This window comes from Aeromonas veronii bv. veronii (assembly GCF_000820225.1).
GTDB lineage: Bacteria > Pseudomonadota > Gammaproteobacteria > Enterobacterales > Aeromonadaceae > Aeromonas > Aeromonas veronii.
In genome coordinates, this window is sequence record NZ_CDDK01000018.1 from 89,972 (window position 1) to 107,949 (window position 17,978).

Annotated in this window: 16 protein-coding genes; 2 read left to right on the plus strand and 14 right to left on the minus strand. The window is 59.8% G+C overall.

Features of this window, described 5'->3' with window-relative positions; all coding sequences use genetic code 11:
• Positions 1–116: 116 nt before the first annotated feature.
• From BN1139_RS06630 to leuS, 10 genes are all read right to left on the minus strand, one after another.
• On the minus strand, positions 117–1,097 hold the full coding sequence (locus BN1139_RS06630) for a septal ring lytic transglycosylase RlpA family protein (RefSeq protein WP_005335174.1): 981 nt from the start codon (positions 1,095–1,097) through the stop codon (positions 117–119).
• A complete protein-coding gene (gene mltB / locus BN1139_RS06635) occupies positions 1,039–2,037 on the minus strand; it encodes a lytic murein transglycosylase B (RefSeq protein WP_005354120.1) in 999 nt (332 codons plus the stop codon). Before mltB ends, BN1139_RS06630 begins: the two co-directional genes overlap by 59 nt.
• A complete protein-coding gene (gene rodA / locus BN1139_RS06640; RefSeq protein ID WP_005335170.1) occupies positions 2,037–3,140 on the minus strand; it encodes a rod shape-determining protein RodA in 1,104 nt (367 codons plus the stop codon). Before rodA ends, mltB begins: the two co-directional genes overlap by 1 nt.
• Entirely contained in the window at positions 3,133–5,055 is a 1,923-nt protein-coding gene (gene mrdA, locus BN1139_RS06645) for a penicillin-binding protein 2 (RefSeq protein ID WP_005354119.1), read from the minus strand. Before mrdA ends, rodA begins: the two co-directional genes overlap by 8 nt.
• Positions 5,056–5,158: 103 nt before the next feature.
• Positions 5,159–5,626 (minus strand): 23S rRNA (pseudouridine(1915)-N(3))-methyltransferase RlmH, encoded by a 468-nt coding sequence (rlmH, locus tag BN1139_RS06650; RefSeq protein ID WP_005335166.1) that lies wholly within the window; start codon positions 5,624–5,626, stop codon positions 5,159–5,161.
• 19 nt (positions 5,627–5,645) lie between these two features.
• Positions 5,646–5,987, minus strand: a complete 342-nt coding sequence (gene rsfS, locus BN1139_RS06655; RefSeq protein WP_005335165.1) for a ribosome silencing factor — start codon at positions 5,985–5,987, stop codon at positions 5,646–5,648.
• Between the two features lie 103 nt (positions 5,988–6,090).
• Positions 6,091–6,741, minus strand: a complete 651-nt coding sequence (nadD, locus tag BN1139_RS06660) for a nicotinate-nucleotide adenylyltransferase (protein WP_005354118.1) — start codon at positions 6,739–6,741, stop codon at positions 6,091–6,093.
• Positions 6,735–7,772 carry a DNA polymerase III subunit delta gene (holA, locus tag BN1139_RS06665; protein WP_005354117.1) on the minus strand — a complete coding sequence of 346 codons (1,038 nt, stop codon included), beginning with the start codon at positions 7,770–7,772 and terminating at the stop codon, positions 6,735–6,737. The genes nadD and holA overlap by 7 nt, the downstream gene beginning before the upstream one ends.
• A 13-nt stretch (positions 7,773–7,785) precedes the next feature.
• Positions 7,786–8,268, minus strand: coding sequence for an LPS-assembly lipoprotein LptE (locus BN1139_RS06670; protein ID WP_005335160.1), 483 nt, complete (start codon positions 8,266–8,268; stop codon positions 7,786–7,788).
• Positions 8,269–8,473: 205 nt separating this feature from the next.
• Entirely contained in the window at positions 8,474–11,050 is a 2,577-nt protein-coding gene (gene leuS, locus BN1139_RS06675; RefSeq protein WP_005354116.1) for a leucine--tRNA ligase, read from the minus strand.
• A 145-nt stretch (positions 11,051–11,195) separates the two neighbouring features.
• Between leuS and BN1139_RS06680 the strand changes: the two genes are divergently transcribed.
• The gene (locus BN1139_RS06680) at positions 11,196–11,690 is read left to right on the plus strand and encodes a zinc ribbon-containing protein (protein WP_005335155.1); all 495 of its coding nucleotides are present in this window, start codon (positions 11,196–11,198) and stop codon (positions 11,688–11,690) included.
• An 84-nt stretch (positions 11,691–11,774) separates the two neighbouring features.
• Here BN1139_RS06680 and BN1139_RS06685 read toward each other — a convergent pair whose 3' ends face one another.
• The 3 genes from BN1139_RS06685 to fldB all read right to left on the minus strand — a co-directional run bounded on the left by BN1139_RS06685 (position 11,775) and on the right by fldB (position 15,236).
• Entirely contained in the window at positions 11,775–13,115 is a 1,341-nt protein-coding gene (locus BN1139_RS06685; RefSeq protein ID WP_005354115.1) for a TldD/PmbA family protein, read from the minus strand.
• On the minus strand, positions 13,115–14,515 hold the full coding sequence (locus tag BN1139_RS06690; protein WP_005354111.1) for a TldD/PmbA family protein: 1,401 nt from the start codon (positions 14,513–14,515) through the stop codon (positions 13,115–13,117). The genes BN1139_RS06685 and BN1139_RS06690 overlap by 1 nt, the downstream gene beginning before the upstream one ends.
• 202 nt (positions 14,516–14,717) lie before the next feature.
• Entirely contained in the window at positions 14,718–15,236 is a 519-nt protein-coding gene (fldB, locus tag BN1139_RS06695; protein WP_005335151.1) for a flavodoxin FldB, read from the minus strand.
• A gap of 250 nt (positions 15,237–15,486) precedes the next feature.
• Between fldB and xerD the strand changes: the two genes are divergently transcribed.
• Positions 15,487–16,386, plus strand: coding sequence for a site-specific tyrosine recombinase XerD (xerD, locus tag BN1139_RS06700; protein ID WP_005354107.1), 900 nt, complete (start codon positions 15,487–15,489; stop codon positions 16,384–16,386).
• Here xerD and BN1139_RS06705 read toward each other — a convergent pair.
• On the minus strand, positions 16,383–17,918 hold the full coding sequence (locus tag BN1139_RS06705; RefSeq protein WP_005354105.1) for a sensor domain-containing diguanylate cyclase: 1,536 nt from the start codon (positions 17,916–17,918) through the stop codon (positions 16,383–16,385). The two genes, xerD and BN1139_RS06705, sit on opposite strands and share 4 nt — an antisense overlap.
• Positions 17,919–17,978 lie beyond the last annotated feature (60 nt).

Sequence of the window (17,978 nt, forward strand, 5' to 3'; positions counted from 1 at the left end):
AGCCCGAGATGGCGATCAGAACTGGTTTTTTATCCATCACTCCCTGTCATCACGCCATAAAACGACGTGATGACAGTGAGTAAGCGGTTAGTCACATCCGCAGCAAAAGGGGGCGATCAGGGCACGATAAAGGCCTGTTCCAGCCCGCCCTGACGTACTTTTTCCAGCACACTTGCCTGCTGGTCGGCGGCGACCGGGCCAATCAGCACCCGGAAAATGGCGCCATGGGCATCGATTCGGTAGGGTACGCCGTAACGCTGGGTCATCACCTTGCCCATCGCCTCGGCCCGATCCCGGGAGCCGCTGGCCAGTACCTGGATCATCTTGCCATCACCACTGCTGGCGGGCGCTGCAGCCTTGGCTGACGCTGGTTTGACAGGCACCGCTTTGGCGGGCTTGGCGGCGGGTGCCTTGACAGGAGCCGGATCGGCGGCGGGAGTGGCCATCGCAAGCGCGGTCGGTTCACCCAGGAAGCCATCTTGCGACAGCGTGTTGGAGGCCGCAGCCGGAGTGGTCGGGGTCATCTCGATGGGCTTCATCGGCTCCATGATCACCATCTGATCCGGGGTGTCGCTGATCAGCTCCAGCCGTACTCGGGCCTCACCGCTATCGACCATCTCCAGCTGCTTGGCCGCTGCGTAGGAGAGGTCGATCAGGCGCGGGCTGTTGAACGGGCCGCGATCGTTGACCCGCACTATGGTCTCCAGCCCGTTGTCCAGATTGGTGACCCGCACATAGCTCGGGATGGGCAGGTTGCGGTGGGCGGCACTGAACAGCTTGCTGTCCAGCACATCGCCGTTAGCGGTCTTCTGGCCGTCCAGATCTGGCGACAGCCAGCTGGCGGTGCCCTCTTCGCTGTAGTGTTTGATGTCGCGCCACACCTCGTGCTTCTGCTTGCCGATCCAGTAGTCCCGGTTGCCGCTGGCACTCAGGGGCTCGGGGCGCGGAATGGCGCCGGTGGCTTGCGGGATCTCGATAACGGGTGGCTTGCTGACCGGTGCTTGCGGCTCGACGGGGGCGCTCTGTTCCGGCTGGCTGCTACAGGCGGCCAGCAACAAGCTCAGGCTGAGCGGGAGGAGTTTGTGACGAAGATGCATACGCTTCCTGAATGGCTTGGCTAAGTTGATACACCGCCATCGCATAGAGTGGGCTGCGATTGTAACGGGTGATCACATAAAAGTTATGCCGTGCGACCCAGTATTCCGGTCCATCGGCTTGGGCAAACGCCAGCAACTTGACCGGCGTCTGTGGGGCCAGCGGCGTGGCGAGCTCAATCCCTGCCGCCGCCAGTTCTGACCACTGTTGTGTTAGCTCGGGCTCAGGCCTGAGTAGAGGTTCGACCGCCATCAACCCGATCTGGGCCGGTTCCACCACGGATTCGCCCCAGCGCCACTGGTGGCTGGCAAAATAGTTGGCCACGCTGCCGATGGCATCGACCGGGTTGGCAAACAGATCCCGCTTGCCATCCCCGTCAAAATCGACGGCGTAGTGGCGATAGCTGGAGGGCATGAACTGCCCCATCCCCATGGCGCCGGCATAGGAGCCCTTGAGGGTATCGAGTTGCCACCCTTCCTCTTTGGCCAGCACCACCAGCTGGGCAAACTCCTTGGCAAAGAAGTCGCTGCGCTCCGGGTAGTGGAACCCCAGGGTGTAGAGGCTATCGAGCACCGGATGACGGCCCATCTGGCGACCGTAGAAGGTTTCTACCCCGATGATAGCCACGATGAGCGAGGCGGGCACCCGATAGGTCTGCTCCGCGCGAGCCAGTGTCTCGGCATGTTGCTGCCAGAACTGCTGGCCGTCACGGATGCGCTCCGGGGTAACAAACAGCGGCCGGTAGCGATGCCAGGGTTTGGCCTCCCACGGCTTGCTGATGGTGTCGAGCACCTCTTGGCGCAACTGGGCGCGGGCGACCGCGGCCTGCAGCTCCGCCAGCGGCACCTGCTGCTGGTCGGCGAGCAGGGCCAACCGATCCGGCGACACGGCGGCGGTCGCCATCGTGGTGGCGAGCGAGAGCAGCAATCCAACCCGTCTCATCAGGCGAGCAGTCTTCTATGAGTCTGGATGGACATCAGGATACCGAATCCAGCCATCAGGGTCACCATGGAAGTGCCGCCATAGCTCACCAGCGGCAGGGGCACCCCTACCACCGGCAAGATGCCGCTCACCATGCCCATGTTGACGAACACATAGACGAAGAAGGTGAGGGTGATGGCGCCGCCCAGCAGTCGCTCGAAGCTGTTCTGGGCCTGCATCGAGATAAACAGGCAGCGGCTGATGACGTAGAGGTAGAGCACCAGCAGCAGGGCAACCCCCACCAGACCGAACTCCTCGCTGAATACCGCGAAGATAAAGTCGGTATGCCGTTCTGGTAAAAACTCCAGCTGGGACTGGGTCCCTTGCAGCCACCCCTTGCCAAAGACGCCGCCGGAGCCGATTGCAATCTTGGACTGGATGATGTGATAGCCGCGACCGAGCGGGTCCTTCTCCGGGTCGAGCAGCATCAGCACTCGCTGGCGCTGGTAGTCGTGCATCAGGAAGAACCAGAGCACCGGCATAAAGGCCAGCATCAGCAGGACCGCCAAGCCGATCAGCCACCAGCTGAGCCCCGCCAGGAAGATGACAAAGAAGCCGGAGGCGGCCACCAGAATGGAGGTACCAAGGTCAGGCTGGGCGGCGATCAGCAGGGTGGGCAGCAGCACCATGATGAGGGCGATCACCACATGGCTGAACTTGGGTGGCAGCGAGTGGCGACTGAGCCAGGCGGCCACCATGATGGGCATGGAGAGCTTCATCACCTCGGAGGGCTGGAACTTCATAAAGCCCAGATCGAGCCAGCGCTGGGCCCCCTTGCCGATGTGGCCGAACACGTCTACCGCAATCAGCATCAGCACCACCACGGCGAACAGCGGCACCGACCAGCGGGCGTAGAGGGAGGGGGGCAACTGGGCCAGGCCGATCATCAGAGCAAAGGCGAGACCGCCGCGCACCAGCTGGCGCACGATGGAGTCCATATCCTGACCGGAGGCGGAGTAGAGCACCACCATGGAGAGGGTCATCACGGCCAGCAGACCGAGCAGCAGGGGCAAGTCGATATGCAGCTTGTACCAGATGCTCTGCTGGCGGGCAGAATTACTCATTGGGAGCGACCTCACTCGGTTGGGACGGCTTTTCCGGTGCCGGTGGCAGTTGCGGATCCGGGGGCAGCAGATAGGCATCCAGCATCTGGCGTGCAATGGGCGATGCAGCACGGCCACCGCCACCTCCGATGGAGTTTTCCAGTACCAGAGCTACCACCGCTTTTGGCGCCTCGAAGGGGGCATAAGCAACGAACAAAGCGTTATCGCGATGCTCCGCCTTGACCGTCTTGATGTTGTAAACCTGATTTTCCTTCAAACCGACTACCTGGGCTGTGCCCGATTTGCCGCCTGAGGAGTAAGGCGCCTTGGCAAACGAGTGACGGCCACTGCCTTCACTGCCATGGTTGACTCGCCACATCCCCTCCTGCGCCACTTTCCAGAAGCTGTCGTTCTTGAGCTTGAGGGCGATATTGGGGTTGATGGGGGCATCGACCACCCCCGCCTGGGAGGCTGTGCTCTTGAGCAGGTGCGGGGTGACGTCGTGACCATTCTGGGTCAGGATGCTGATCGCCTTGGCCAGTTGGAGCGGGGTGGCGCTCCAGTAGCCCTGACCGATACCGACAGAGATGGTGTCACCCTGATACCAGGGCTGGCGCCAACGGGCCATCTTCCAGTCACGGGACGGCATGACTCCTTTGGTCTCTTCATAAAGATCGACCCCGGTGTACTGACCGAAGCCGAACTTGGTCATATAGCTGTGGATCTTGTCGATGCCGACCCGATAGGCGAGATCGTAGAAGTAGGTATCTGCCGAGACCTCGATGGCGCGATAGACGTCGAGCCAGCCATGACCCCAGCGGCGCCAGTCGCGAAACTTCTTGGTGGTACCGGGAATGGAGAAGCTCGGGCCGCCGAAATAGCGGTAGCCCGGGGTGATGGCCCCCTCGTTGAGACCCATGATGGACATCATGGGCTTGACGGTAGAGGCAGGGGCATAAATGCCCTGGGTGGTGCGGTTGACCAGCGGCCGCGCCGGATCGTTGAGCAGCGCCGAGTAGTTGGCGCTGGAGATACCGGTCACGAACAGGTTGGGGTCATAGCTCGGGCTCGACTCCAGGGCCAGGATGGCGCCGGTTTTCGGGTCCATCATCACGATGGCACCGCGCTGGCCAGCCAGCAGTTGCTGGGCCTTGAGCTGCATCCGGACGTCGATATTGAGGTAGATATCCTTGCCGGGAATAGGTGGCTGGAACTTGAGGGTGCGGACAATCCGGCCGCGGTTGTTCACCTCGACCTCCTGATAGCCCGCCACGCCGTGCAGCTCATCCTCGTAATACTTCTCCACCCCCTGCTTGCCGATATCCTTGGTGGCCGCGTAGTTGGCGAGTTTTTCTTCCTTCTCGAGGCGCTCCACGTCACGGGTGTTGATCTTGGCCACATATCCCAAAGCATGGGTGAGGGTGTCACCAAACGGGTAGTAGCGCTTGAGGTAGGCCTCGATGCTGGCGCCCGGGTAGTTATGCTGGTTGACCGAGAAGAGGGCTACCTGATATTCGGTCAGTTTCTCGTAGAGGGGGACCGGCTTGAAGCGGCGCTGGCGCTTCACTTCGGCGAGGAACTTCTCCTTGGTGCCCTCTGGCAGACCCAGCAGGGTGATCAGCTGGTCGGCGGTTTTTTCGAGATCCTTGGTCTCTTCCGGCACGATTTCCAGACTGTAGACCGGGCGATTTTCTGCCAGCAGCACACCGTTGGTGTCATAGATGAGGCCCCGTGGCGGCGCCACCGGTACCACGCGGATACGGTTGGAGTTGGAGCGAGTCTGGTAGGTGTCGTAGGACTCGACCTGCAGATAATAGAGATTGCCCAGCAGCACCAGCATCAGCACGACGATGCCGATGTAGGCTACCAGGGTGCGCCGGAAGAACAGATTGCCCTCGGCACTGTGATCGCGCATTTCGATGCGTTGTTTCAGCATGCCTTTACCTCAAGACCCTTGGGGGCAATAAGAGCAGGAACTGCATTGTTCACTCTCTGTGATAGGGGTGAATATGAGAGGTGAGACTCCAGAGACGCATGGCTCACTCTCTATGATACGGATGATTGGTGGTGATGCTCCAGGCCCGATAGAGGCTCTCTGCCACCAGCACCCGCACCAGCGGATGGGGCAGGGTGAGCGGTGACAGTGACCAGCTCTGTTCGGCGGCAGCCTTGCACTCGGGTGACAAGCCTTCCGGCCCGCCTACCAGCAGGGCCACATCGCGGCCATCGAGTTTCCACGCCTCCAGCTGGGTCGCCAACTGCTCCGTGGTCCAGGGCTTGCCCGGAATATCGAGGGTGACGATGCGCGAGCGCCCCGCAGCCGCCAGCATGGCTTCCCCTTCCTTCTGCAGGATGCGGGGAATGTCGGCATTTTTGCCCCGTTTGCCTGCGCCGATCTCGACGAGTTCAAACGGCATGTCTTTGGGGAAGCGGCGACGATACTCTTCGAAGCCATGCTCTACCCAGGCGGGCATCTTGGTGCCCACCGCAATCAACTGGATCTTCATGGTCGTTACACTTGTGCTCTTATTGCGTATTCATTTGAGCGGCACCGCTCCACAGCTTTTCCAGTTGGTAGAAGTCACGGTGTTCATCCTGCATCACATGCACGATCACCGAGCCCATATCTACCAGCACCCATTCACCGCTCAGTTGCCCTTCCACGCTCAGCAGATCCAGACCCGCGTGGCGGGCCTCGCTGGCCAGATGGTGGGCAATGGCGCTGACGTGACGACTGGAGTTGCCGGAACAGATGATCATGGTGTCAGTAATGCTGGATTTGCCGCGTACATCGAGGGTGATGATGTCGCGGCCTTTCATGTCATCGATCTTGTCGATGATAAAGGCATGCAATTCTTGGCCTTGCAATGAGTATCTCCTGTATTCCGGCGCGCAGCGTTTGCGTCAGGGCGGCGGATTATATCATGGTCACTCCCGTTTCCCATCGGGCGGGGCGGGATTACGACAGGGGCTAGCGGCGGTTGGCGCGGTAGAGCCCCTGTTGATCAATATAGTGCGCAACCGACTCGGGCAAGAGGTAGCGGGTGTCTTGCCCCCCATCCAGCAAGGCCCGCAGTCGGGTGGCTGACAGTTCGATGGGCTGGTTGTCCGCCAGCCAGATATGACCGGCCAGACGCAGATGCAGCGCGTTGGCATCAGTGGTGTGATGGCGCGCCAGCAACTGCGCCACCTCGGCCGGATAATCCGGTTGCCAGCCCGGCCGTACGCTCACCACCAGATGGGCATGGTCGAGCAGCTCCTGCCAGCGGTGCCAGCTTGGCAAGCTCAGCAGGGAATCCATACCCATCAGAAAACAGAGCGGCGTATCGGGTAGTTCATGACGCAGCGCGATCAGGGTATCGATGGTGTAAGAGGGCTTGTCCCGTTGCAGCTCCCGCTCATCCACCACAAAGTCCCGGTTCTCCGCCGCCGCCAGCTTGACCATGGCAAGGCGCTGTTCGCTCGAGCAGAACGGATTGGCACGGTGGGGCGGGATATGGTTCGGGATCAGCCGCATCTCGGCCAGCCCGAGGGCATCGCGCGCCTCGATGGCCGGGCGCAGATGGCCGATATGGATAGGATCGAACGTGCCCCCCAGCAGGCCAATGGGCGCCTTCAGCACGGGCTGCTCTCCATCACCAGCGGCAGCGGGGTGCCATCACGAAAGCCGAGGGCAATGGTCTGCAACATCAGCCAGGCCTGTTCGGTATCGAAGCGGCGCTGGGCGTCGTCCAGCTGGGCCATCAGTTGCCACAGTTGCTGCAACTTGGCAAACGGCAGGCGGGTCAGTGCTTGCTGAATGAGCTGCTGGCGGCTCTGCCAGATGCGCAGGCGGCTGAAGTGCTCACCCAGCGGCTGGCCGTTGCGCATCGCCAACGACAGCTCGGTCAGCTGCTCCAGCTCGCGGCAGAGGGTCCAGGCCAGCATCCCCGGCTCGGTGCCTTCGGCCCGCAGGGCGGCCAGAATGCGCTGGGCCCGGTTCACCTTGCCCTCCAGCAGGGTATCGACCAGCTGGAACGGGGTGAAGTGGGCGTGGCGGATAATGGTCTCTTGCAGATAGGTGACGCTGATGGGCTGGGGCGGCGAGAGCAGGGTCAGCTTCTCGATCTCCTGGCTGGCGGCCAGCAGGTTGCCCTCGTAGGAGTGGCACATGAAGTTGATGGCATCCGGCAGCGCCTTGAGGCCGAAACGCGCAAAACGGGCGCTCATCCAGCGCGGGAAGAACTTGGGCTCCGGATGGTTGACCGGCACATAGGTGCCAATCTGGTAGAGCTTGTCGAACCAGGCTGCCTTCATCTGGGTCTGGTTGAGGCGACCGCCACTCAGTACCAGCAGCAGGTCGGGATGAAGCTGCTTGCCAATTTCGCTGATGCGGGCAGCGAGATCCTTGTCAACCTTGGCGGGCAGCTCCAGCTCGATGATCTGGCGGGCGGAGAAGAGGCTCATGGCCTGACAGGCATCGTAGACCTGATTCCAGTCCAGCCCCTGTTCCACGACGAAGGTGTGGCGCTCATCGAAACCCTGCTTGCGGGCGACCTGACGGATGGCATCGATGGCCTCCAGTCGCAACAGGGGCTCGTCGCCAAAAACGAGATAGCAGGGCCGAAGCCCTGCTTTGAGGTGGTCACCAAATTGCTCAGGGTAGACTCTCATCAAAGTACTCGCATCAGAAGCTGACCTGACTCAACTGCCGGATCACCTGATTGGCCGCCTGCTCCTGCATTTCGCGGTTGAGCTGCTCCTGCTCACGGGAGGAGGCGAGCGCTGCATCCGGCTTGTTGAGGAAGCTGCGGTTGAAGTTGATGGGGAAGACCTGAGTCGGCTTGCCCGGTACCGAGATGGTGAACTGGGTACCAAAGCCCAGCACATATTCGGTGTCCGTCCCCAGCGCGTTGACCGAGGCAACCTGACTGGTGCTGCCTACGCCGCCCAGAGTGAGCACCGGAATGCCCTCCTTGTCGGCCAGGGTCACGCCAGAGGCCTTCAGACGGGTAGTAACCATCCGGTAGAAGTCGCTCTTGTTGTCGCCCACGACCTTCATGGTCATCAGCTCGCTCGGAATGCCGTTGCCGCGCATGTGAAAGCCGCAGCCTTGCAGCAGCAGACCAGCCAGCACGATGGCCATCCAGCGGGTGAAGATGGTGCCCATAGAAAATCCTCTTTGCATTAAGGGAAAGCGGCGGGCGCAGGGCCCGCCGTTATCATCCGTTTGCTGTCACAGATTGGCAATGATCAGTTGGCAGCCAATTAGTTAGCGACAATGTTGAGCTGTCATGGGCCGGTACGTCGTTACCCATGAGTGGCCACACAGTCAGCCAAGGTCGCCAAATGGTATGACATCAGTTGGCAACCGCTCAGTTAGCGACAATATTGAGCAGCTTGCCAGGTACATAGATCACCTTGCGCACGGTCAGCCCGTCGGTGAACTTCTGCACGGAGGCATCAGCCATCGCCAGCTTCTCGACGTCGGCCTGGCTGATCTCGGCCGGCACGGTCAGTTTTCCGCGCATCTTACCGTTGATCTGTACCACCACCAGCTTCTCGGTCTCGACCATGGCCGCTTCATCGGCCACCGGCCAGGCTGCGTGATCGATGTCGTCGCCCTTGCCCAGCATCTTCCACAGCTCGAAGCCGATGTGCGGAGTGATGGGGTAGAGCATGACTACCACGGCTTCCAGCGCTTCCTGCATCAGGGCGCGGTCCTGCTCGTCGTTGCCGAGCTTGGCCAGATTGTTCATCAGCTCCATGATGGCGGCGATGGCGGTGTTGAAGGTCTGACGGCGACCCACGTCATCACTCACCTTGGCGATGGTCTTGTGCAGTTCACGGCGTACCGCTTTCTGCTCGTTGGTGAGAGCAGCTACATCGAGTGCGGCAACGGAGCCACCGGAAACGTGCTCGAAGGTGACGCGCCACAGGCGACGCAGGAAGCGCTGGGCACCCTCTACGCCGGAGTCGGACCACTCCAGGGTCATCTCGGCCGGAGAGGCGAACATCATGAACAGACGGACGGTATCGGCGCCGTAACGCTCGACCATCAGCTGCGGGTCGATGCCGTTGTTCTTGGACTTGGACATCTTGGTCATGCCGGAGTGCATTACCTCACGACCTTCGTTGTCGATGGCCTTGGTGATGCGACCCTTCTCGTCACGCTCTACCTTGACGTCAGTCGGGCTGACCCAGACGTTGCCGCCCTTCTCGTCTTTGTAGTAGAAGGCGTCGGCCAGCACCATGCCCTGGCAGAGCAGGCGCTTGAACGGCTCGTCGCTGTTCACGAGGCCAGCGTCACGCAGCAGCTTGTGGAAGAAGCGGGCGTAGAGCAGGTGCATACAGGCGTGCTCGATACCGCCGATGTACTGATCCACCGGCAGCCAGTGGTTGGCAGCCGCCGGATCCAGCATGCCCTTGTCGTAGTCCGGGGAGCAGTAGCGCGCGTAGTACCAGGAGGACTCCATAAAGGTGTCGAAGGTATCGGTCTCGCGGAACGCTTCCTGACCGTTGTAGGTGGTCTTGGCCCACTCGGCATCAGCTTTGATCGGGCTCTGGATACCATCCATCACCACATCTTCCGGCAGCAGCACCGGCAGTTGGTCTTCCGGCGTCGGCACCACTGTGCCGTCAGCCAGAGTCAGCATCGGGATGGGGGCGCCCCAGTAACGCTGACGGGAGACGCCCCAGTCACGCAGGCGGTAGTTGACGGTGCGCTTGCCCTTGCCCAGCCCTTCCAGCTTGCTGGCGATGGCATCGAAGGCGCCCTGGAAGTCGAGACCGTCGAACTCGCCGGAGTTGAACAGCACGCCCTTCTCGGTGTAAGCCGCTTCGCTCACGTCGACGTCGCCTTCAACCGGCTTGATCACCGCCTTGATGTCGAGGCCATATTTGGTGGCGAACTCGAAGTCACGCTGATCGTGGGCCGGAACCGCCATCACGGCGCCGGTGCCGTAGTTCATCAGCACGAAGTTGGCGACCCAGACCGGTACCTTGCGGCCATCCAGCGGGTGAATGGCATAGAGGCCGGTGGCCATGCCCTTCTTCTCCATGGTGGCCAGTTCTGCTTCGGCTACCTTGGTGTTCTTGCACTCTTCGATAAAGGCGGCCAGCTCAGGATTGTTCTGGGCTGCTTGCAGCGCCAGCGGGTGACCGGCGGCGATACCGACATAGGTGACGCCCATGAAGGTGTCCGGACGGGTGGTGTAGACCTCCAGCTGCTCAGCCTGACCCTCGATGGTGAAGCTGATGTTGACCCCTTCGGAGCGGCCAATCCAGTTGCGCTGCATGGTCTTGACCATCTCCGGCCAGCCTTCCAGATTGTCGATGTCGCTGAGCAGCTCTTCGGCGTAGTCGGTGATCTTGATGAACCACTGGGGGATCTCTTTCTGCTCCACCGGAGTGTCACAGCGCCAGCAGCAGTTGTCGACCACCTGTTCGTTGGCCAGCACTGTCATGTCGTTCGGGCACCAGTTGACGGAAGAGGTCTTCTTGTAGACCAGACCCTTCTCGTAGAGCTTGGTGAAGAACCACTGCTCCCAGCGGTAGTAATCCGGTTTGCAGGTGGCGATTTCACGATCCCAGTCATAACCCAGACCCAGCATCTTCAGCTGGTTCTTCATGTATTCGATGTTTTCGTAGGTCCAGGGCGCCGGCGCGGTATTGTTTTTGATCGCTGCGTTCTCGGCCGGCAGACCGAATGCATCCCAACCTATGGGTTGCAGCACGTTCTTGCCATTGAGGCGTTGATAACGGGAGATCACATCACCTATGGTGTAGTTACGAACGTGCCCCATGTGTAGTCGACCAGACGGATAGGGGAACATGGACAGGCAGTAGAACTTCTCCTTGTCTACCTTCTCCACGGCCTTGAAGGTTTTCTTGGCATCCCAGTGCTTTTGCACTGCTGGTTCGATTGATTGGGGAACGTATTGCTCTTGCATTGGTGACATCCGGATCTGTGAAATGAATAGATAAATCAGCTGGGAAATCGCAATAGAATACCCATATCCTGCGGCGGCAACAACCGCCAGCGTCCCTTGGGCCTTAAGCCGGGCCAGATCAGGGTTTAGTAGAGGAGTTAGAGCCATGGACAAACGTCAAAAAGGGTACGAAGCCTTCATTGCCGAGCTGCAAAAACAGTGGCAAGAGACTGAAGAGTTCCAGGGGGAGCGCCTCAACCGGATGATTGCCAAGGTGCAGGCCTATCTGGAGGCGGCTAGCGACCTGACTCAGGACGAACTGGCGCTCATCGCCGAGTACGTGAAGCGGGATCTGGGCAACTATGACGAGGGGCGCCATGACGATAGTGCGCAGGTGGAAGAGTCTGCCTTTATGCTGGCCCTCAAAGACACCGCCTGGTCCTGGCTGGCGGATGTGACCGACCGCGCCCAGGTGGAGTGGCGCGAGCTGGCCGACGAGCTGGAGCATAAGGGTGTTTACGAAGCGGGTGACTGGGTGGGGCTCGGGGTCATGGTGTGCGACCAGTGTGGCTGGCGCCATACCGTGCTGCACCCACAACAGCTCGATACCTGCCCCGAGTGCGGCTGCGCCGAGTATCATCGCGAGCCGCTCTCGCCCTGAGTCATGCCATCAAGGCGGACGAGATAACGAGCAAAAAGGCGCCATCAGGCGCCTTTTTCTTGCTTGCAGATTTCGTCGGGGCGTTTACTTGCCCGCGACGGAGAGGCCGCCAAAACGGATCTGCGGGGCGTAGAAGCCCTTGCTGTCGTTGTGGTGCAGGGTGTCACCGACCGCTTCCAGCTCGCCCAGCAGGCGGTAGAAGTTGCCCGCTACCGTGATGCCGCGCACCGGCTGCAGTCGTACCCCATCGCGGCAGAGGAAGCCCGACGCGCCAAAGGAGAAGTCGCCGCTCACCGCATCGGCACCGGAGTGCAGGCCATCCAGCTTGACCAGCTCCAGATAGTCGCCGCTCTGCACCTCCGCTTCGCTATGGGGGCCCGCGCCAAACACCAGGTGGCGAGCGGTCACATCGAGGGCGCTGCGGGCACCGCGAGCGGCCGAGCCGTTGCTGGCGACGCCAAAGTGGCGGGCGGTGGCGCTGTTGTGGAGCAGGGTTTTCAGCTCCCCTTCGCCAATCAGCAGCAGATCCGAGCTGGCCGCTCCCTCGCCATCAAACGCCTTGATGTTCATGCCGCCAGGCATATAGACCCGGCTCTCCAGAGTAAGCCAGCGTGACGCCACGCTCTGGCCGACCTTGCTGCGCCAGGGGTTGATCCCCTGCTGGGCCCACTTGCCTGATAGCACGCCCTGAAAGCAGCCAAACAGGCTGGCGAAGCAGTTGGTGCTAAAGATGACGCTGTAGCGACCGCTCGGTACCGCTTCACCGGGCAGCAGACCATCGGTGATGGCGTAGATCTGCTCGATCAGGGCCTGGCTATCCAGCTCGTCGAAGCGACGGCCATACTGCCCCTGCGAGTGCATCGACTGGCGGCCATCCCGTTCCACCAGCGCCGAGGTGTAGCAGCCGACGCTGAACTCGCCGTGCTGGCAGAGGGTGCCCTGACTGTTGGCGAGCCAGAGCTGGCTCTCCCCTTCGAAGAAGCTGTTGTAGGGGGCGCCGCTCACATAGGGCATGGCCAGCATGTCTGATTCGAGGCGCAGGGCCAGAGCGATCTTCTCCTCAACCGGCGTGGTATCGGGCTGGTTGATCTCGGCGCAATCTGTGGTGATCCGGCTATTGGCCACCGAGATGCGCTGATCCGCATCCACCTTGGCAAAGCGGCTGGCATCGAGCGCATCCTGCAGCATGGCATCCAGCGCCAGCTCATCGAGGGATTCCGAGTAGGCGATGCCGACCCGACCCTCTTTGATCAGGCGAATGCCGAGCTGCTGGCTGCTGGTGACCTTGTATTCACCCAGCTCGCCCTTGTCTGCCTTGAGGGAGAAGGCTCTCTCCTGATTGGCGATGATGTCTGCCTCGGCTCCGAGGTCGGCCACTTTATCCAGCAGGCGGGTGAGCAGTTGATTCATGTCGATGGTGCTCATCAGGCGTTCCCTCCCACCAGAATATTGTCTACTTTTAGCGCCGGCTGGCCCACCGAGGTGGGGACCGAGCCTGAGACCGAGCCGCACATGCCAGCAGCTAGCGCCAGATTGCGGCCCACCATGGAGATCTCTTTCAGCACCTGCGGGCCGGTGCCGATCAGGGTGGCCGACTTGAGCGGTTTGGTGATCTTGCCGTGCTCGATGAGGTAGGCCTCCTGCACATTGAAGTTGAACTCGCCGGTGCCGGGCTGTACCGAGCCGCCCCCCATCTTCTTGGCGTAGATGCCATGTTCGACGGTGGCCAGCATATCGTCGAGGCTGTGGTTGCCCGGTTCGATATAGGTGTTGCGCATGCGCGAGGTGGGGGCGTACTTGTAGGATTCGCGCCGCCCGGAGCCGGTGCGTGCGTAGCCTGTTTTGAGGGCTCCCATTCTGTCCACCAGAAAACCGGTCAGGACGCCATCCTTGATGAGCTGGGTATGCTGGGTCGCCATCCCCTCGTCATCGACGTTGATGGAGCCCCAGGCGTTGCCTTGCAGTCCCTCGTCCACCGCATTGACCACCGGATTGGCGATAAGCTGGCCCATCTTGTCGTGGAACACAGACGCCTTCTTGGCCACCGAGGTGGTCTCCAGCAGATGACCGCACGCTTCGTGGAAGATGACGCCGCCAAAGCCGTTCTCCATGATGACCGGCAGGGTGCCGCTCGGGCAGGGAACCGCGCCCAGTTTCACCAGTGCCTGACGGGTGGCAGTGAGCGCCAGCTCGCGCGGATCGATGCGATCGGCATGCTCCCACCCCATCAGGGCGCCGGGGGCCTCGTAACCGACGCTCTGCTCGCTCCCTTCCATGGCGATGGTCTGGGCCATGATGCGGTTGTAGTGGCGGCGATCGGCCACTTGCAGCCCTTCGCTGTTGAAGATTTCCACCTCCTGCTCCCAGCCCAGCACGTTGCCGGAGAACTGGCTCACCTTGTCGCTCTCGGCGCGGGCCGCCGCATCCATGGCGTGCAGATAGGCGATCTTCTGCTCCAGCAGCTTGTCTGCCGACAAGGGCAGGGCCACCGGGTTGCGATCGCTCAGGCGGGTGAAATCGAAGGCGGTGGCGGTCACCACAGGGTCGCGGCGGTCTTTGGCCGCCAGCAGGGTGACGATGCGCAGCAGCTCGTCGCGGCTGGCCAGATTGGTGTAGCCGTAGAGCACCTTGTGGCCGTAACAGAGGCGTACACCGATGCCGAAATCGAGGCCGCCGCTGATGTTCTCTATCTGGCTGGAGAGCAGGCTGAGCTGGCTGCGGCGCTTGCGCTCCACAAACAGCTCGGCAAAATCGGCACCCAGTGCCAGCGCGTGATCGAGCACGTCACGGGCAATAGCGGGGGCCAACAGGGAGAATGGGGTCATAGAATATCCTTTTCTGGTCTGTCCGTTTGCTTCCGACATCCGGCTCTGATTGTTATGGGATGTCGAGTCCATTGTTGCAGACCAGCACAAAAAAGTCGCTATAGCGTCATGCGATGATACCGATTGAGAAAATCGGTGCGATAACTGCGCCCGGCGGCCAGGGCCAGGCGCTCAGGATCGTTTTGCCAAAACGTGGGAAAGATCAGAGCAGGGCGTGGATTTCGCTCAGGATCTGCTCGACCCACTGCTCGATGCGCGGATCGGTCTGGTCATATTGGTTGGCATCGTCCAGCGCCAGCCCGACGAAGTGACGACCATCGTCGATCAGTGCCTTGGAGGCATCGAATTCGTACCCTTCGTTGGGCCAGTAGCCCACCAGCTTGACCCCTTTTGGCACTAGCTGATCGTGCAGCATGCCGAGGGCGTCCTGGAACCATTCGCCATAACCGAGCTGATCGCCGAGGCCAAACAGGGCCACGATGCGTCCCTCCAGATGGAGGTCGGCGATATCTTCCCAGCGGGACTCCCAGTCCTCCTGCAGTTCGCCAAAATCCCAGGTGGAGATGCCGAGGATCAGGATCTCGTAATCCTCCATCCGGCGCAGGGAGACATCCTTGATATTGTGAATATCCACCAGCTCGGGGCCGATGAGGGCGCGGATCTTCTCGGCAGCCATCTCGGTGTAGCAGGTGGTGGAACCGTAAAACAGACCAATCTTCATCGCTCTACTCTCTGTTGGCGCTTTCTCGCTTGCTTTTGGCGCGTTCTCGCATGCTCGTGTGGGCTGCGCCATGTTGGCAACACGATGGGTAACGTAAGGGGAGGGCGCCAGTCTAGCAGATTGCCATTCGACCTTCACCGCCCGGCAAGGGGTGTGGCAAACGTGCCTTATCTTTCCAATGAAAGTGCCTTGTCTTTCCAAGGAGTTGGCGCGTTACAATGGGCCATCGATCCCCTGATTGCAGCGCACCATGAGCAAACCCGACCCCCATCCCCTGATTGAACCCTTCCTCGACGCCCTCTGGCTGGAGCGGGGATTGTCTGACAACACGGTCAGCTCCTATCGCAGCGATCTGGAGAAGTTCTCCCTCTGGCTCGACGAGCAGGGGAGCTCGCTGCTGCTGGCGGGGATGGACGAGATCCAGCACTACCTCGCCTGGCGGGTCGATCACCAGTTTGCGGCCAGCAGCACCGCCCGCTTCCTGTCGGCCCTGCGCCGCTTTTACCAGTATCTCAACCGTGAGAAGCTGCGCAGCGACGATCCGACCGTGCTGCTGGAGGGGCCCAAGCTGCCGAAAAAACTCCCCTCCGATTTAAGCGAAACGGAAGTGGAGGCACTCTTGAGTGCGCCGCTGGTGGATGACCCGCTGGAGTTGCGGGACAAGGCGATGCTGGAGCTGCTCTACGCCACCGGCTTGCGGGTTTCCGAGCTAGTGGGGCTCACCGCCGAGCATGTCAGTTTACGTCAGGGTTTGGTGCGGGTGGTCGGCAAGGGCAATAAGGAGCGGCTGGTGCCGATGGGCGAGGAGGCGATGCACTGGTTGGAGCGTTACTATCGGGAGGCGCGCACCCTGCTGCTGGGGGGCACCAGCTCGGATGTGGTGTTTCCCTCCAAGCAGGCCCGTATGATGACTCGCCAGACCTTCTGGCATCGCATCAAGCTCTATGCCCTGCGGGCCGGGATCAACGGTGAGCTGTCCCCCCATACCTTGCGCCACGCCTTCGCCACCCATCTGCTCAACCACGGCGCCGACTTGCGGGTGGTGCAGATGCTGCTGGGCCATGCGGATCTCTCCACCACCCAAATCTACACCCATGTGGCCAACGAGCGACTCAAGGCGCTGCACGGTGAGCACCACCCCCGCGCTTAAGCCCGTTGCAGGCGATTTTTGCCCGCTTGTTTAGCCTGATACAGGGCTGCATCGGCGCGGGCAATCACACTGTCTGGGGCATCATTCAGGGATTCGGTAATGCCACCGCTAAAGGAGACGCTTAAGCCCTTTTCACGCCAATCCTGTTGCCCCATGCTGATACGCCACTGCTCCATCAACTGCTGTGCACTGGCAATATCCGTCTGTTCAAAAATGGCGACCAGCTCTTCCCCCCCAAAGCGGCACAGGGTTGCCTGTTCCTCCAGCAATTGGCTACCGAGCTGAGCGGTGCGTTTCAAAACGGCATCACCGATGGGATGACCATAGGTATCATTTATTTTTTTGAAGTTATCAATGTCGATAATAGCCAATATATATTGGCTATTTTCTTTATGTAGAGTGGCGAGCGCCTCTTCCAGATAACGGCGGTTGTACAAGCCGGTTAATGCATCACGCAGCGATTTTTCTGTTTCGGCCTGCATTTTGTCTGAAATCAGCACGATTTCATCCTCCAGCTCCTCTATGCCAGCCAGCTTGGGGATAATAATCTGTTGCCCAGGAGGGGTGATACGCAATTGTCTAACAACTTGTACCAATGTGCTGATTGTATGCTCCAGACGTTGCCTGAAAATAATAGCAACCAGTGTGAATATCGATAATGATAATACCAGAGTGATAAATATAGTAGGCAGTATCTCACCAATCAAAATATCGCTCTTGAATGGAAATACAGTAATAACCAGCCACGATGGGTTGTTGTGAAGGGCGTGATATGAAATGAGATCACCATTTTTACTCATTAAGGTACCATTCCTGCCTTTCAATTCAGAAATCCATGGTTGGTCAAGTCGACTGCCGTTTTCCTGAGGGTCGCTGTGAGCCACAATCATCTTACTGCCTCGGTCAAAGAGCATATATACAACATTGTTACTACTCTCCAGAATCCGCCCTATACGTGCTGAAAATACTTTCAAGTTCAGGTCGATGCCAATCACGCCAAGAAATTCCCCCTGGTTATTAAAAACAGCATGGGAAAGGGTGACGACCGGCATTTTTTCAATCGCGTCAATGTAAGGGGAACTCCAGATATTTATGCCGGGATGCTCGATAGCATTGCGGTACCATGGACGTTCCGACTCTTTGAACTCAATCGGGGTAGGGTGAAGAGAGAAATTGATATGCTTGTTATCCTGAAGCATGTAGTAAACGGTTTTTATTGGGCCATCAGGGTAAAGAAGGTATTGCCAAATGTCGCGATAACGTTGTTTTAATTCCGGGGGAAGATCTCCATTATTCTCAGTAATGTCGGCAATGATGATATTTATTTGCCTCTCAACCGAAGAGAGTGAGTTATCCCATTGCTGCGCAGTACTATCGTTAAAAAATCTGGCGGTGCTTAGCAAGGTGTTTTTCTGCATAACAGAAAAAAGGTACGCACTACCCAATGTGGTCAAAACAAGTGGCAGCGCAAGCAGCAAAAGAAAACGGAGAATAAAGCTGTGATTGGAGTTTGCAGCAGTGGAGGTTTGCATAGTCACGACGCCTATATAACTTTACGCCATCTAACCATAGCCCATGGGCATCGTGACACA

What these genes read in the sequence shown, in the direction of transcription:
- BN1139_RS06630 (WP_005335174.1), bottom strand. Translation starts at nt 1,097, where the DNA reads ATGCATCTTCGTCACAAACTCCTCCCGCTCAGCCTGAGCTTGTTGCTG.
- mltB (WP_005354120.1), bottom strand. Translation starts at nt 2,037, where the DNA reads ATGAGACGGGTTGGATTGCTGCTCTCGCTCGCCACCACGATGGCGACC.
- rodA (WP_005335170.1), bottom strand. Translation starts at nt 3,140, where the DNA reads ATGAGTAATTCTGCCCGCCAGCAGAGCATCTGGTACAAGCTGCATATC.
- mrdA (WP_005354119.1), bottom strand. Translation starts at nt 5,055, where the DNA reads ATGCTGAAACAACGCATCGAAATGCGCGATCACAGTGCCGAGGGCAAT.
- rlmH (WP_005335166.1), bottom strand. Translation starts at nt 5,626, where the DNA reads ATGAAGATCCAGTTGATTGCGGTGGGCACCAAGATGCCCGCCTGGGTA.
- holA (WP_005354117.1), bottom strand. Translation starts at nt 7,772, where the DNA reads ATGAGAGTCTACCCTGAGCAATTTGGTGACCACCTCAAAGCAGGGCTT.
- BN1139_RS06670 (WP_005335160.1), bottom strand. Translation starts at nt 8,268, where the DNA reads ATGGGCACCATCTTCACCCGCTGGATGGCCATCGTGCTGGCTGGTCTG.
- leuS (WP_005354116.1), bottom strand. Translation starts at nt 11,050, where the DNA reads ATGCAAGAGCAATACGTTCCCCAATCAATCGAACCAGCAGTGCAAAAG.
- BN1139_RS06680 (WP_005335155.1), top strand. Translation starts at nt 11,196, where the DNA reads ATGGACAAACGTCAAAAAGGGTACGAAGCCTTCATTGCCGAGCTGCAA.
- BN1139_RS06685 (WP_005354115.1), bottom strand. Translation starts at nt 13,115, where the DNA reads ATGAGCACCATCGACATGAATCAACTGCTCACCCGCCTGCTGGATAAA.
- BN1139_RS06690 (WP_005354111.1), bottom strand. Translation starts at nt 14,515, where the DNA reads ATGACCCCATTCTCCCTGTTGGCCCCCGCTATTGCCCGTGACGTGCTC.
- fldB (WP_005335151.1), bottom strand. Translation starts at nt 15,236, where the DNA reads ATGAAGATTGGTCTGTTTTACGGTTCCACCACCTGCTACACCGAGATG.
- xerD (WP_005354107.1), top strand. Translation starts at nt 15,487, where the DNA reads ATGAGCAAACCCGACCCCCATCCCCTGATTGAACCCTTCCTCGACGCC.
- BN1139_RS06705 (WP_005354105.1), bottom strand. Translation starts at nt 17,918, where the DNA reads ATGCAAACCTCCACTGCTGCAAACTCCAATCACAGCTTTATTCTCCGT.